Annotated in this window: 15 protein-coding genes and 1 pseudogene; 11 read left to right on the top strand and 5 right to left on the bottom strand. The window is 37.3% G+C overall.

Features of this window, described 5'->3' with window-relative positions; translation table 11 throughout:
- Positions 1-14: 14 nt before the first annotated feature.
- Positions 15-2132 (bottom strand): type IA DNA topoisomerase, encoded by a 2118-nt coding sequence (locus EIB73_RS04740; protein ID WP_125023129.1) that lies wholly within the window; start codon positions 2130-2132, stop codon positions 15-17.
- A 260-nt stretch (positions 2133-2392) separates the two neighbouring features.
- A complete protein-coding gene (locus EIB73_RS04735) occupies positions 2393-3283 on the bottom strand; it encodes a M23 family metallopeptidase (protein ID WP_125023127.1) in 891 nt (296 codons plus the stop codon).
- A 205-nt stretch (positions 3284-3488) separates the two neighbouring features.
- Between EIB73_RS04735 and EIB73_RS04730 the strand changes: the two genes are divergently transcribed.
- The 10 genes and pseudogenes from EIB73_RS04730 (at position 3489) to EIB73_RS15020 (ending at position 12600) form a co-directional block, all read left to right on the top strand.
- The gene (locus tag EIB73_RS04730; RefSeq protein WP_125023125.1) at positions 3489-4517 is read left to right on the top strand and encodes an NAD(P)H-dependent glycerol-3-phosphate dehydrogenase; all 1029 of its coding nucleotides are present in this window, start codon (positions 3489-3491) and stop codon (positions 4515-4517) included.
- Entirely contained in the window at positions 4517-5191 is a 675-nt protein-coding gene (gene trhA, locus EIB73_RS04725) for a PAQR family membrane homeostasis protein TrhA (RefSeq protein ID WP_125023123.1), read from the top strand. Before EIB73_RS04730 ends, trhA begins: the two co-directional genes overlap by 1 nt.
- Before the next feature lie 85 nt (positions 5192-5276).
- Positions 5277-5411 (top strand): hypothetical protein, encoded by a 135-nt coding sequence (locus EIB73_RS15280; protein WP_262706720.1) that lies wholly within the window; start codon positions 5277-5279, stop codon positions 5409-5411.
- Between the two features lie 96 nt (positions 5412-5507).
- Positions 5508-7010, top strand: coding sequence for a malate dehydrogenase (quinone) (mqo, locus tag EIB73_RS04720; protein ID WP_125023120.1), 1503 nt, complete (start codon positions 5508-5510; stop codon positions 7008-7010).
- A gap of 117 nt (positions 7011-7127) precedes the next feature.
- Positions 7128-7517: a hypothetical protein gene (locus tag EIB73_RS04715; RefSeq protein WP_125023118.1), complete on the top strand. Its 390-nt coding sequence runs from the start codon at positions 7128-7130 to the stop codon at positions 7515-7517.
- Between the two features lies 1 nt (position 7518).
- A complete protein-coding gene (locus EIB73_RS04710) occupies positions 7519-7995 on the top strand; it encodes a hypothetical protein (RefSeq protein WP_125023116.1) in 477 nt (158 codons plus the stop codon).
- The gene (locus tag EIB73_RS04705) at positions 7992-8609 is read left to right on the top strand and encodes a DUF1684 domain-containing protein (RefSeq protein WP_125023114.1); all 618 of its coding nucleotides are present in this window, start codon (positions 7992-7994) and stop codon (positions 8607-8609) included. The genes EIB73_RS04710 and EIB73_RS04705 overlap by 4 nt, the downstream gene beginning before the upstream one ends.
- A gap of 267 nt (positions 8610-8876) precedes the next feature.
- Positions 8877-9686 (top strand): annotated as a pseudogene (locus EIB73_RS04700) (glucose 1-dehydrogenase).
- A gap of 58 nt (positions 9687-9744) precedes the next feature.
- A complete protein-coding gene (locus tag EIB73_RS04695) occupies positions 9745-12420 on the top strand; it encodes an MGH1-like glycoside hydrolase domain-containing protein (protein WP_125023112.1) in 2676 nt (891 codons plus the stop codon).
- A 24-nt stretch (positions 12421-12444) separates the two neighbouring features.
- Complete coding sequence (locus EIB73_RS15020; RefSeq protein WP_164467856.1) at positions 12445-12600, top strand: hypothetical protein; 156 nt, start codon at positions 12445-12447, stop codon at positions 12598-12600.
- Here the strand turns inward: EIB73_RS15020 and mtaB are convergent, their stop codons facing one another.
- From mtaB to EIB73_RS04680, 3 genes are all read right to left on the bottom strand, one after another.
- Complete coding sequence (gene mtaB, locus EIB73_RS04690) at positions 12601-13950, bottom strand: tRNA (N(6)-L-threonylcarbamoyladenosine(37)-C(2))-methylthiotransferase MtaB (protein ID WP_125023110.1); 1350 nt, start codon at positions 13948-13950, stop codon at positions 12601-12603. It abuts the gene before it with no gap.
- Between the two features lie 129 nt (positions 13951-14079).
- A complete protein-coding gene (locus tag EIB73_RS04685; RefSeq protein ID WP_125023108.1) occupies positions 14080-14661 on the bottom strand; it encodes a cupin domain-containing protein in 582 nt (193 codons plus the stop codon).
- Positions 14662-14755: 94 nt separating this feature from the next.
- The gene (locus EIB73_RS04680; RefSeq protein ID WP_125023106.1) at positions 14756-15346 is read right to left on the bottom strand and encodes a DUF1572 family protein; all 591 of its coding nucleotides are present in this window, start codon (positions 15344-15346) and stop codon (positions 14756-14758) included.
- A 49-nt stretch (positions 15347-15395) separates the two neighbouring features.
- Here EIB73_RS04680 and EIB73_RS04675 point away from each other — a divergent pair, with 49 nt between their 5' ends.
- Positions 15396-15758, top strand: a complete 363-nt coding sequence (locus tag EIB73_RS04675; RefSeq protein WP_125023104.1) for a hypothetical protein — start codon at positions 15396-15398, stop codon at positions 15756-15758.
- The last annotated feature ends 17 nt before the right edge of the window (positions 15759-15775 follow it).

The following is a 15775-nucleotide window of genomic DNA, read 5'->3' as shown; positions in this document are numbered from 1 at the left end:
ACACCAATACGGCTCTAATCAATTTTAAGTTCAAGCAGAAAATCATTTGTCACACGTAAAATCCCTTCAGATAAACCTTCAGGATGTTCTGTAAATCCTTTTAATTTAGATGATTTACCTTTTGTAATAAGATCGTGAATCTGTTTTTCCGTCAGCTTTTTTCCAAATAATAAAAAAGGAATTTTGAAACCACATCCTTTGTAATTGGAACAACCAATGGCGGTTTTTCCCTTCATCAGTTTATTTTCTTTGCATTTCGGACAATCTGTTTCTTCCCAAACAATGGCAACATTTTTTCTGGGAGTGGCTTCTTTCTTTTGTTTTGGCTGAATTTCTTCCTGAAAAGAAATAACTTTTGCTTTTTCGTTGATGACGCTTCTCGTTAAATTAGTCACCATTTCGATCAATTCCTCTTTGAACTGAGAAGCATCATATTCGCCACGCTCAATTTTCCGCAGTTTAGATTCCCATTCTCCCGTTAATTCAGGGCTTTTCAACAATTCATCCTGAATGGTGTCAATCAATTCTACACCGGTAGAAGTGGCAAAAATATTTTTCTTTTTTCGCTCAATATATTTCCTGCGGAAAAGAGTTTCAATAATATTGGCTCGCGTAGAAGGTCTTCCAATTCCATTATTTTTCATCATTTCCCGCAGTTCTTCATCATCAACCTGTTTACCGGCGGTTTCCATGGCACGCAGTAAAGTTGCTTCGGTGTACGGTTTTGGCGGACTGGTTTTTCCCTGATGAATTAAAGGCTTGTGTGGTCCTTTTTCCCCAACTTTAAATTCGGGAATGGTTTGTTCTTCGTCTTTTTCTTTCTTTTCGGTATCCTCTTTTTTATCTTTAATATAAACTTCCCGCCAACCCGGTTCCAGGATTTGTCTGCCCGTAGTTTTAAAAGGAATTGTTCCAACCTGACCTTCTACCAAAGTATTTGAAATTTTACATTCCGGATAAAAAACAGAAATAAATCGCTTTGCCACCAAATCATAAATCAATTTTTCTTCTCTGCTTAAATTTGATGAAGGAGCGATCTCGGTTGGAATAATCGCATGGTGATCCGTAACTTTCGAATCATCAAAAACAGCTTTGGATTTTGGAATTGGTTGCGCCAAAAGTGGAGTTGTAAATTCTTTATAGAAATTCATGCTCTGTAAAATTGCGGGAATTTGGGGATGCAAACTCTCGGAAAGGTAAGTGGTATCTACTCTTGGATAAGTCGTGTGTTTCTTCTCGTATAAATTTTGAATATATTTTAGAGTATGCTCTGCAGAAAAGCCGAACTTTTTATTGGCTTCCACTTGCAAAGCTGTCAAATCAAAAAGGCGCGGATTTTTTTCTTTTCCTTCTTTAATTTCAAAAGAGATAATTTCAAAAGGATGCTGTTTCAAATATTCCAGGCCTTTTTCGGCTTTTTCTTTCGTTTTTAAGCGGTCAATTGCGGCATTGAAAACTACGTCCCGATATTTCGTTTTCAGTTCCCAATAATCTTCAGTATTAAAGGCATCCATTTCTTTTTGTCTCTGAACAAGCATCGCGAGGGTAGGAGTTTGAACACGGCCTATAGAAAGTACACTTTTATTTCCGCCGAATTTGCGGGTAAATAAACGGGTGGCGTTAATTCCTAAAAGCCAGTCTCCAATGGCACGCGCGTTTCCTGCCAAATAAAGATTTTGATAATCTTTCGACGGTTTCAAATTGTTAAAACCTTCTTTAATTGCGGCTTCTGTAAGGGAAGAAATCCAAAGTCTTTTGATGGGTTTTTTGCATTTAGCTTTGTGTAGAACCCATCTTTGAATAACTTCTCCTTCCTGTCCCGCATCCCCACAGTTAATGACTTCTTCACAATCCGCGACCAGTTTTTCAATGATTTTAAATTGTTTTTCTACACCGGGATTCGAAATAAGTTTAATTCCGAAAGGATCAGGAATAATGGGAAGAAAGATAAGGTTCCAGGATTTAAGATGTGGTCCGTAATCGTGCGGTTCTTTGAGCGTGCAGAGATGACCAAACGTCCAGGTTACCCAATAGCCATTGCCTTCAAAATAGCCTTGTTTGGGCGTATCTGCCCCCAATACTTTGGCAATATCACGGGCAACACTTGGCTTTTCAGCAATACATAGTTTCATAACTCAACTTCATTTTTTTGGACGAACTGCAAATTTCAGTAATTTTTTCTAAACAAAGGATTTAAATAAAATGAAAAAAAGTTCTTCCTTCAAAAGTTCATTTTTAGGAATGCAGCAAAGTATTTTTTCAGCTTAACGTTCTGACTAAGTAAATAAACCGTGAAGGTCCTAAACTGTTATATGTTTGTCCGAAAAGATTTTTCCATAAAAAAAACGCTCCTGATAAATTCAAAAGCGTCAATATTTTAAAAATTTATTTACTACAAATTCATAAATAATTTCGGATTAACCGGGGTATTATTTTTATGAACTTCATAGTGAAGATGGGGTCCGGTTGAACGACCTGAATTACCTGATTTTGCAATCACATCGTTTACTTTAACCACATCATTTGCTTTGACCATGATGGTTGATAAATGGCCGTATAAAGTATCGAGTCCGTTGCCATGGGAAATAATCACACAGTTTCCATAACCTCCTTTTACGCCCGCAAAAATAACTTTTCCGGAAGCCGCACTTCGAACATCGCTGCCATACGCAACCCCGATGTCTAAACCTTTGTGAAACTGGATTTGATCTTTCTCAGCCGGTGCATTGTTTTGTGAAACTACCGGTGCCGGAATTGTTTTTTTGATGACATTTCCCAGACTGTCTTTTTCCTCTACAATTTTAACTTCTGCTTTTGGCGCGGACATAGAAGCCATCATAACTTTCGTTGGAATTGGATTTACGCGTTTTCCAAACTGGGAAGAAATGTAGCCATCGGTCGGAATTCCGAGGGGAACTTGCTGTAATTTATTATGAAGGTCCATTAAGTATTGACTGTAGCGATTGGTTTGTTTCGCAAGATACACGGCATTGGAAATACTGTCCTGCGCCAACATTTCAATTTTTCCGTCGCTTAAGTTTTTAGAAGCCAGAAAAGAATTAAGTTGTCTCACGGTGTGATCAACTAACGCCAGGTCGTTCTTCATACTTAAATAATCTATGCTGTCTTTCTCGGTTTTAATGGGAACCAAATTGACCTGGTAGGATTTGTAATCTTTCTCCGCATATAGTTTTCCGATCAACAATGCCTGAGCGAAAATAACGAAAGCTAATATTCCCAGAATCAGGTTTATATTTTTTTTACTGCTCAAAAAATTCTTCATATGATTTAGAGTAAGTTCTTATTTTAAAAATCAGGGTGCAAATTTATAAAATATAATTAAAAACGATTTTTTCTAACGATTCGTATTTTAAAACCCGATCTACTTATTAGAAACATTGTTTTTACTATCTCAGAAAGCTTTAATATATTTGTACTGAAAGATTATACGTCCCCCAATTACTGAAAAGTAACCAAGTTTTTAAACTATGACAAAAAAGATAAATTCCGATAAGAAAATTCCGAAACATGAAATTCCTGTTGGAGTAGTAGGTAGCGGAAGTTTCGCCACGGCGATTGTGAAAATGCTGGTAGAAAATTGTAAAGTGGTGCATTGGTGTGTACGGAATGAATTTGTAAAAGGTGCCATCGAATTGCGGGGTCATAATCCAACGTACCTCACTTCCGTGTCTTTTGACGTGAAAAATTTAAAAGTAACCACCGATATTAATGAGTTGGTTTCAGCTTGTGAAGTTGTGGTTTTAGCAACACCATCTATTTATCTTTCCGATGCGATGGATAAAATGACGTGCAACTACGAAAATAAAATTTTTGTATCTGCAATTAAAGGAATTGTGCCAAAAGTAAACGATGTGGTTGGCAATTATCTGCGCGACGAATTTAAAATCGGCTTCCGAAATCAGGCCGTTATTGCAGGTCCCTGTCATGCTGAAGAAGTTGGAATGGAACGGTTGTCTTATTTAACAATTGCGGTTGCGGATGATGAGGTTGCCAAGAAAATGAAAGATTTATTTTCTTCAGATTTTATAAATGTTCATACCAGCAAAGATATTTTAGGCAATGAATACAGTGCTATTCTGAAAAATATTTATGCTGTCGGCGCCGGGATTTCCAGTGGTTTGGGATATGGTGATAACTTTACTGCGGTATTTGTTTCGAACGCCATTCGCGAGATGGAAGTTTTTCTGGAAGCCGTATATGAAGTTCCTAGAGATGTGAATGACAGTGCTTATCTTGGGGATCTACTGGTGACTGCTTATTCCTTATTTTCCAGAAACAGAAACCTGGGAAATCTCATTGGTAAAGGTTACACCGTGAAATCGGCTATTCAGTCAATGAACATGATTGCAGAAGGCTACTACGCTGCAGATTCAGTTTATCAGACAGCGAAAGATAAGAATATTAAGACACCGATTATTGACGCGATTTACAGAATATTGTATCAGGAAGAGAGTGCCGAAACCAACTTTAAAAATTTAACCTTGCAACTGAACTGATGAAACCTCCAAAGCAATATGAAATTCATACCTATTCAAAACTGGAAGAACAGTTGAATATTTGGTCTCATTTTGCTGGGTTATTGTTGAGCGTTGTTGCCTTAATCTTACTTGTTTTTAAAGCCATTGCTTTGGGAAATATCTGGGTACTCATCAGTTTTCCTATTTTTGGACTGAGTATGATTGTGCTTTATCTGGCTTCCACGCTCTATCATTTTTCAGAAACGCCTAAACTCAGGTATCGCTTAAATATTTTTGATCACGCCGCGATCTATGTTTTAATTGCCGGAAGTTATACCCCGTTTGTATTGGTTTCTCTTAATGGTCCTGAAGGATTTACCATTTTTTCTATTGTTTGGAGCATCGCTTTAATAGGAATAATTTTTAAAATTTTCTTTACCGGAAGATTCAATGTTTTATCAACTCTTCTTTATGTCGCCATGGGTTGGCTTATTATTTTCAGTTTTAAGAGTCTTTTAAATTCCCTTGATTTTAATGGAGTTGCGTGGCTTATTGGCGGTGGAATTGCTTATACGGTAGGTGCGGTTTTGTACAGTATTGACCGACTCAAGTTCAATCATGCTATTTTTCATCTATTTGTTTTATTGGGTACGTTTTGTCATTTTATTTCGGTGTATTTTTATGTAATTCCCGTTTCTGGACATCACCAATAATTCTTTAGGTAGAAAAAATGTTTTAACATCATTAAAACATCTTTGATTTAAATTTATACAATCTCCCAAAAGGATAAATTCTTCAATGAAAAAACACGTAGAAAACAAAATCATTTTCATGGATAATTTCTATGGCTACAATCATTTATTTAAAGATTTCTCGAACCTGAGTGGCGAAAATTTTGATAATACAAAGCGTCTTTATAAACCTTCGTTTTAAGATCTGTTTTAGGTTTACTTTAAGTTAAATTTAACAGCGAGAACACGGCCTGAAACAAAACTTTTCCCGAAATTCGTATCACTTAAATAATAAATTATGCCTTCAAACAATCATCCCATCCCAAAATCTCATTACGACGTGGTTTTAATTGGCGGTGGAATCATGAGTGCCACACTTGGAACGATGCTTCATGAACTCGATCCTTCTTTAAATATTGCTATTTTCGAGCGTTTAGGACGCTTTGCACGCGAGAGCTCTGCTGCCTGGAATAACGCTGGTACAGGACATTCCGCTTTTTGTGAACTCAATTATACGCCACAAAAAGAAGATGGCTCCATCGAAATCTCCAAAGCTGAAAAAATTGCCGAACAGTTTGAAATTTCAAAACAGTTCTGGTCTTATTTGGTTGATAAAAACTATATTGATCATCCCAACAAATTTATTAATTCATGTCCTCACATGAGTTTGGTTTTTGGCGAGGGTGATGCAGAGTTTTTAAGAAAGCGTCATGAAAAAATGACCCAATCTGAACTTTTTAAGGGAATGCAGTTTACCATGGACCATGATAAACTTCGCGAATGGATTCCGCTTATTATGAGCAAAAGAAAAGAGAATGAAGTTTTGGCAGCCACCAAAATGGATTTAGGAACGGATGTTAATTTCGGCACACTCACACGAAAAATGGGACGTTATCTTGTAGATGATTCCAACGTAGAGGTCTTTTTGTATCACGCCGTGAAAGACATCGATCCGAGAGATGATGGAAAATGGCAGTTGAAAGTGAAAGACCGTATGAAGCACCGCAAACACGAGGTGACTGCAGATTTTGTATTTATTGGTGCCGGTGGTTATGCGCTGCCTCTGCTCGACAGTTCTGATATTCCGGAAAGTGAAGGTTACGGAGGTTTTCCCGTATCCGGCGAGTGGCTGGTTTCCTATAATCCCGAATTGATCGCGCAACACCAGGCAAAAGTTTATACTCAGGCGACTGTAGACGCTCCGCCGATGAGTGTTCCCCATTTGGATTTGAGAATAATCGATGGAAAACAAGCCTTGCTGTTTGGACCCTTTGCAGGTTTCTCCACTAAATTTCTAAAAGAAGGAAGTTACCTTGACTTACCAGAAAGTGTCAACTTTAAAAACATCAGATCTTTATTTGGCGCATGGTGGCATAATTTGCCTTTAACACAATATTTAATTCGTCAGGTTGCCATGAATAAGGATCAACGAATTCAGCATTTGCGGGAATTTGTGAAAGATGCAAAAGAAGAGGACTGGGAATTAAAAGTTGCAGGACAACGCGTGCAGATCATCAAAAAAGATGATGAAAAAGGAGGTAAACTCGAATTTGGAACCGAAGTGGTCGTGAATGAAAGTGGAACAATAGCTTCTCTTTTAGGTGCTTCGCCAGGCGCTTCTACTGCTGTTTTTGCAATGCTACAGGTGTTAGAAAAATGTTTTCCGGAGAAAGTGGAAAATGAATGGAAGGAGAAAATTCTGGAAATGATCCCAACATACGGGCAAAAACTTGCCGATAATCCCGAACTTACAGCGAAAATTAGAAATTATACGAAAGAGAAACTCCAGTTAAATTACTAGATCTCATTGAAGAATTACTGCTCAAACTTCTCCGTCCTCTTCAAATTTTAATAAGTGGAAGAAAGATGGAGAAGTTTGATTTAAAGTAAAAACCCTTATAAGAAAGTCCTGAGAAAAATGTCAACCATTGCAAAGCCCAAAATTTCGCCTGAACTTTTAGAAGCGCTTCAAACCCAAGTGGAGACGGAGAAGCAGGTCATTGTACATTGCTGTTTTCCGGGCACCCCTTTTTCAGATATGCTGATTCGAATCTGGTCCTCTACTTTTTTAATTGATGAAAGCCTGGGACACAGAAGTTCCCTCATTCATCATGAAAATATTTCCCTTTTCCCTTATTGGACGGCAGTTCCTCCGATGAAAGATTATTGGTTTACGCTTGTTTTTTCCGGTTTGCCAAAAGCATGTACAAGTTTTGATCTTCAGGAAGTTATTCCTCAGGAAGGCGGCTTTTTAGTAAAAAATATTAAAAGAAACGCCACCGATGTTTACCGTGTAACGATTACTTAATATGAAAAAAATCTATATTCTCTTTTTACTATCTATTTTGTTGGGAAGCTGTAACTCCTATTACAAAAGTGTTTCGTTAAATAAAGTAAGTCCTGAAAGAAAAAATATCGCTATGAATTTTGTGACCACTTATCTGGAAAAATGTGACAATAAAGACTATTCAGAATTGAAAGGTTTTAATATTTCAAAAAGATTTGAAGCAAGATTAAATGCAGATTCATTAGAGAAAAGCTGCGAAAATATAGCATTTAGAAACGGAAAGATCACCGTTGACCGGTTAGTTTCTGTTCATACAATAACATATATAAAGGATTATGCTGATGTTTTCAATATTAAAGTGAAGCTGGAAAAAAGTAACACCCCGTTTTATCTGCATTTGGGAATGTATCGTGATCAAAATTATATCGACTTTCCTTTTTATTTTTCAGCTGAGGAGAATTATTATAAAACCATCAAAAAAAAACACCCTAAAAAATGAGATCTCTTATTGTAATTCTCCTGTTTACGCTATTAAATTCCTGCGGTTCACAATCACAGAGTAAAATAATTTCTGACATTAAAAAGTTCCAGAGCGATCTTAACGCAGAATATAAAAACCCGAAGGAATCTCCATTGCGTGGAGATAATTTGACCAACTTTAAACAACATCCATTTTTCCCTATCAATTTGAAATACAGAGTGACCGCAAAATTCATTAAGACCGAAAATGCAATTCCTTTCGAACTTCCAACCTCTTCGGGCAAAACCAAAAGCTACAGAGAATATGGAAAGGCAGAATTTATGTTGGATGGCAAAGAATTGTCTTTAACACTGTATCAAAGTTTATCTTTAATGACGGATCCAAAATATAAGGATTTCCTCTTTCTTCCTTTTCGCGATGCGACCAATGAAATAGAAACGTATGGAGGCGGAAAATACATGGATTTAAAAATTCCACAAGGAAATCAAATCGTTCTGGATTTTAATAAAAGTTATCAGCCGTATTGCGCATACAACGCCTACGATTATAATTGCCCGATTGTTCCGGTCGAAAATATATTGCCTGTTAGAATTGAGGCAGGCGTGAAATATGAAGATATCTATCATCACTAAAATGATTACGGTAAATTTTTAGGTCCCGGAGATTTTCCTACAGGCTCTTCTCGTGATCTTCTACTTTGAAAAACTTATTTTGAAACGGTCCTGAAATTATTCATGTCGAAAATATGTAAAAACTCGTCGCCTTTCAATAATAGTTGACATCAACTTATTCATGCCGGGAAAAGAGAATAATGACAAAGTTGGTTCCTGAATATTCTAAAAATTAAAATTTAATCTACAAATGCTGAAGATTAAATTTTAAAATAATTACCTTTCATTATGGAAATATCACTAAAAAACCAAGTCGCTGTTATTACAGGTTCTTCCAGCGGAATCGGAGCCGGAATTGCAAAATCAATGGCAGAATCGGGAGCCACGGTAGTGATTAATTATCCAAATGAAAGCTCACAACCGAAGGCTGCTGCGGTTCTCAAAGAAATCACAGACAATGGTGGCAAAGGCATCATTTGCCAATGCGACGTTTCCAAAGAAGAGGAGGTTATAGCGATGTTTGCGCAGGTAGTTTCCCAATTGGGAACGGTAGATATTTTAGTGAATAACGCCGGTATTCAGAAAGATGCGAAACTGACAGAAATGACCATCGACCAATGGAACGCCGTGATCGGTGTCAATCTCACAGGGCAATTTTAATGCGCGCGAGAAGCTATAAAAGAATTTTTAAGAAGGGGAATTGATCCTTTAAAATCTGTCGCCTGCGGAAAGATCATCCATATTTCTTCCGTACATGAAATAATTCCGTGGTCCGGTCATGCCAATTATGCTTCCAGCAAAGGTGCCATCAGAATGTTGATGCAGACTTTGGCTCAGGAATATGGCGCTCATAAAATTCGCGTCAATTCCATTTGTCCCGGCGCCATTCAAACTCCTATTAATAAAAATGCCTGGGAAACAGGGGAAGAATTAAATGCTCTGCTGAAATTAATTCCTTACAACCGTATTGGTCAGCCACAGGATATCGGTACTCTTGCCGTTTTTCTGGCAAGTGATCTTTCCGATTATATTACCGGTGCCAGTATTTTTATCGATGGTGGAATGACCACTTTCGAATCGTTCTCCACCGGAGGTTAACGCCCGAACAAGTTTCTAAATAGCTGCAATAAAACCGAATAATCAAACAGTCCGCATTATGTCTGAAGAAAGTAAAAGAATACCTCATATCACCTGGAAAAAATGGGGACCGTACGTCAGCAACCGAGAATGGGGATTGGTGCGTGAAGATTACAGTGCAAACGGAGACGCCTGGAATTATACCAATCACGATTCTGCGGAAGCAAAAACGTATCGCTGGGGTGAAGAGGGAATTTGCGGAATTTGTGATGATAAGCAGCTGCTTGTTTTTTCTTTAGGTCTTTGGAATAAACAGGATAAAATGGTGAAAGAACGGTTTTTTGGTTTGACTAATGAACAGGGGAATCACGGTGAAGATGTAAAGGAATATTATTATTACCTCGATAATACGCCTGCGCATTCTTACATGAAAATGCTCTATAAATATCCGCACAATGCTTTTCCCTATGAAGATTTAATTGAAAAAAATGCGCTCGCAGGAAAGAAAAATCCGGAATATGAGTTGATCGATACCGGTATTTTTGACCAAAATGAGTATTTCGATATTTTTATTGAATACGCAAAATCTTCACCGGAGGATATTTTGATTAAAATCACCGTCACCAATAGATCGACTAAAGATGCACCTTTAATTCTTTTGCCGACCCTCTGGTTTCGAAATACTTGGAGTTGGGGTTATGATGATTATAAACCCGCCCTCAAATCTTCTGATTCTACTAAGATTACCATTAACCATAAGAATTTAAAGATTAAAAATTTTTATGCTAAAGATGCTTCATCTGTATTGTTTTGCGACAATGAAACAAACAATCAGCGACTTTATCAATCAAATGATGCACAGGACTTTTGCAAAGATGGAATCAATGAATTTATCATTCATGGAAACGAAACTGCGGTAAATTCAGAAAACACAGGAACAAAAGCTGCATTTTTTATTGATGAAACGATTCCTGCCAATAGTTCAAAAGTTTTTGAGTTTAGATTAAGTGATCAGAATTTTGAACAACCCTTCCGCGATTTTGAGGATATTTTCGAGAAAAGAAAAAAAGAGGCCGATGAATTCTATACAGATCTTCAAAAGGGAATTCATACCGACGATGAAAAACTGGTACAGAGACAGGCTTTTGCCGGAATGCTCTGGAGTAAACAGTTTTATCATTATAATGTTGAGAAATGGCTGAAAGGCGATCCGGCACAAATTCGTCCGCCTCGATCCCGAAAAGACATACGCAATTACGATTGGAAAAATTTTAACTCTTTCGACATTATTTCAATGCCCGACAAGTGGGAATATCCGTGGTTTGCGACTTGGGATCTTGCTTTTCATACGATAAGCTTTTCGATCATCGATCCCGATTTTGCCAAACAACAATTGAAGCTGCTGACTTTAGAATGGTTTATGCATCCCAATGGTCAGTTGCCTGCGTATGAATGGGATTTCAGTGATGTAAATCCACCGGTTCACGCCTGGGCAGCCTTTCGCGTTTTTAAAATTGATGAGGTCTTAAAAGGCAAACCTGATGTGGAATTTCTGGAAGGTGTTTTTCAAAAATTATTGATGAATTTTACCTGGTGGGTGAATAAAAAAGATGTGAATGGCAATAATATTTTTGAAGGTGGCTTTCTTGGACTCGATAATATCGGGATCTTCGACCGAAATGAACCTTTACCCAATTCAGAACATTTAGAGCAGGCAGATGCTACAAGCTGGATGGCTATGTTCTCTTTAAATATGATGCGTATCGCTATGGAACTTGCATTATACAATAAAGTGTATGAAGAAATGGCGACCAAATTTTTTGAACATTTCTTAAGTATAGCGCAAGCTTTAGACAATATGGGCGAAGATGATTTTTCGCTTTGGGATGAAGAAGATGAGTTTTTTTATGATGCCCTCGCTTTAAAAGACGGGACCAATATGTTTCTTCGAATTCGCACGATTGTGGGCCTCATTCCTATGTTCGCAGTGGAGGTGATAGATGATGAGATGCTCGAGTGTTTGCCACGGTTCAAAGAAAGAATGGACTGGGTTCTTAAAAACAAACCTGAACTGGCCTCATTGGTTTCTCATTGGCAGGTTAAAGGTGATGATTCGAAACATTTACTTTCTCTTCTGCGTGGTCACCGTTTAAAAAAGCTATTGGAAAGAATGCTGAACGAAAAAGAATTCCTGAGTGATTATGGCGTTCGTGCGCTGTCGAAAGAATATGAAGATGATCCTTTTTATCTGAAATTAGATGGAACAGAATATTGTGTAAAATACCAACCGGCAGAGAGTGACAGTTATATGTTTGGTGGTAACAGCAACTGGCGCGGTCCCGTGTGGTTTCCCATCAACTTTCTCATTATCGAAAGTCTGCAGCGATTCTTCTTTTATTACAGTCCGGATTTTAAAGTGGAATGTCCCACCGGAAGTGGCAACTATTTGAATTTGAATGAAATTGCGGAGTTTCTTGGCAAGCGTCTGGCAAAAATATTTTTAATGGATGAAAACGGGAAACGCCCTTTTAATGGGCAGTATCCAAGATTTCAGGAAGATGAAAATTTTAAAGATTATATGCTGTTTTACGAATACTTCCATGGTGACAATGGTCGTGGAGTAGGAGCATCACACCAAACCGGCTGGACGGGGCTTATTGCGAAAATTCTGCAGCCTCGCTTCACCCAAATGAAGATGGCAAAAGCCCAAACCGAAAGTCCGGAGGAAACTGGTGCAAAAGTTGATACCAAATAAGGTACACCAAAAAAACCAAAAATTATGGAACCAGATAAAAAAAACAGACCCGGACCGCTCGTTATTTTCGCCATCGCTGCGATTGTAATAGCGATAATCTCCTACTTTATTTTACTTGTATTTTTCCCGGATCTTTTTCAGGACTTACCTGTAGGATCGCAAACCCCGGTTTCGAACTAACTATACACTTGCAAGAAAATTTGCAAAAGCGGCGATAACTGAAACTGTTCCGTCGCTTTGTATCTTATCAAGTTTTAAGAATTCAATTTGATTTACGGAATTAGCATCGTAAGGTTTTTGAACGCGAACATAGTTTTCAGTGAAGCCGAACATCATTCCATTTTTATTTTCATGTTCCCAAAGAATAGGGTAAGTTTTGCCGAGCTGTGTTTCGTAGAAAGCCATTTTCTTTTTCTCCGATAAAATCCGCAGCATTTTATTTCTGCGTTTTCTTTCCGGGATTGGGATCACACCTTCCATATGCGCAGCTTCTGTATTTTCTCTTTCAGAATAGGTGAAAACGTGAAGATAGGAAATCGGCAATTCATTCAGAAAATGATAGGTTTCCAAAAATTTCTCTTCCGTTTCTCCCGGAAATCCAACGATAACATCAACCCCAATGCAGGAATCAGGCATCACCTCTCGAATTTTTGCAACCCGTTCGGAATATAGTCCGGTCATGTAGCGGCGTTTCATTTTCTTTAAAAGCTCATCACTTCCACTCTGGAGCGGAATATGAAAATGTGGTACAAAACGTTTGCTTTTCGCAACCAATTCTATACTTTCATCTTTTAACAAATTAGGTTCAATGGAAGAAATACGAATTCTTTCGATTCCTTCTACCTGATCCAGTTCTGAAATTAGATCCAGAAAAGTATGCTCATGCTTTTTATTTCCAAATTCTCCTTTTCCGTAATCACCGATATTCACACCGGTTAAAACAATTTCGCGTATTCCTTTATTTGCGATTTCACTTGCATTTTTAACCACATTTTCAATGGTGTCAGAACGCGAAATTCCTCTCGCTAAAGGAATCGTACAATAAGTACATTTATAATCACACCCGTCCTGCACTTTCAAAAAAGCGCGGGTTCGGTCGCCGATAGAATAGCTTCCGATAAAAAAATCTGCCTGATCAATTTCACAGGAATGAATGATTCCGTGTTCTTCAGATTTCTGTAAATCATCCAGATAACTGAGAATATTAAATTTTTCTTTAGCTCCTAAAACCAGATCCACCCCTTCAATTGCAGAAATTTCTTCGGGTTTTAATTGCGCATAACATCCTAAAATAACGACCAAACCTGCCGGGTTGGCTTTCATAGCGCGCTTTACATGAAGTTTACATTCACGGTCTGCATTTTCGGTAACAGAGCACGTATTGATAACATATACATCTGCATAGTCATCAAAACTTACTTTTTCGTAGCCCGCATCGGTCAATTGGCGTGCAATCGTTGAGGTTTCTGCAAAGTTGAGTTTACACCCCAACGTATGAAAAGCGGCGGTTTTAGGTGATAGATTTTCCATAATTTCAGACTGCAAATTTAAGAATAATTTTTTGCCCTGATTTGATTTCCATAAACAAAGAAAAAATCACCGTTGATTGTGATTTTTTCCTTTAAAAACAAACTTTATTTAAAATGAAAATATTTTAATTTAGACTTTGGTAATCTTTTGGAAAGCATTTTCCGGAAGATTCCAGGTGCACGATTTTGCGTCTTTAGATAAATAACCAATTTCCCTTTTTTCAGTATTAAATATCCGCACCCCTTCAAGATTAGATTTTGAAGTTCTGTAAATGTGCAAGCTCACTGAAATTTCTTCAGAATTATTAACAATGGAATTAATATCATTTTGTTCTTCAACAAAAATATCTCCCGCTCTGTGGGTTGCCCGCAAATCATATTCAATGAAATTGGTGTTTTCGCGGTAATTCACTTCCGTTAAACTACCTTTTAAAACTTTCACCTTAGAATCATAATTTGAATGATCCCGAATGGTGGAATAATTTTTGGGATCCCAAACTTTTAAAAACGAAATATACTCCCCTTGAAAAACAGGAATTCTAACAAAAGTTTCCGCTGGGACTTCTACACTGGAAATATGAAAAAGTTCTTCGAAATCTTCCAGTTTAAAGGTGAAAAGCAAGTCGCAGACATCTTCGAAACTGAGTTTCTTTTTCTTCTGTAGATTTTCTAAAACCTGTGCTAGATTCTGAGTTTCAAGATGGGTATTCATTTTTCACTTACTGATGCTGTAAAAATAAGAAGACCAAATAAAGTTTTTACTGGAACGAGGCTGACTTTTGTCAATAGTGATTTATATCAGGCATTTATAGTTTATAGTCGTCGCGAATTTCGTCGCTTTTTGCAAAACACACGGGAGAAGAATTCTCTTGAATTTCTTGCGGAATTTGATTTTTTAGGATCGCTAAAGTGTTATTTTCAGATATATTTTTAGGGATTGCTAAGGTTTTTCCCGCCTCATCTTTTAACATTTCCGCGATATAAGTTATTTGTCCGATATGATAAGCATAGGAGGAAAGTTGCTGTAAAACCTCGTCCAAAATTGAATGTTTTTCTTCACCCACAGAAATGCTTTTGTTAAAGGTATCGTCATCAATTTGATTTAGAGCACGAAATAAAACCGCCCAACCTCTTTCCCAACCTTCAATGAGTTGTGCTTTAGATTGTACATCCTTATTAAATACTATCTCTCTGTTTATTTTACTTTTTTCAAAGTCTTCCGGGAGGAAATTGCTCCATAGGGATTCCATATTTTCGGAAATATGTTGTACAAGGGTTGCAATAGAATTACTTTCAGAATTGTAGCTCCATAAGAATTGAATATCAGATAATTGGGCGAAAGTTTTGTCGCCTAAATCTTTGTAAGATCGAAATCTTTTGAGCAGTAAATCTTTCATTTCTAAAAAAAATAAATCTAAAGTTACTCATTTTGTCGTAAATATGCGCATGGATTGTAAAGTAACTTCTTTTATGCAGGATTTAAATTCGTTGAACGTAGATAATCTACAGAAATGGTTCAATGATGACAGTAAAATCTGGATTCCTCCTGCGAAAGAGATTCAGGGTGGAGGCAGAATTATGGCTCTTTTCCGTGCGATTTTCCGAAAATATGAATGTATTGAATGGAGTGAATCTGAAATTTTTGACCTGGGCAAAGGCCGTTATTTTTATGAAACGGTATCTTTAGGAACGATTAAAGGAAGCGGAATTTATAGCAATAATATATGCACTGTCATTAGTTTTACAGAGTGTGGTAAAATAAAATCGCTTTCGGATTATTTTAAAGATACTTCCAGTTTCAAGCCCTAGACAGAAACTGGAATTTT

Origin of the sequence: Kaistella carnis, from assembly GCF_003860585.1 — a bacterium.
GTDB classification, from domain to species: domain Bacteria; phylum Bacteroidota; class Bacteroidia; order Flavobacteriales; family Weeksellaceae; genus Kaistella; species Kaistella carnis.
The sequence above is the reverse complement of the archived record's forward strand: the minus strand, read 5'-3'. Positions and strand labels throughout refer to the sequence as shown.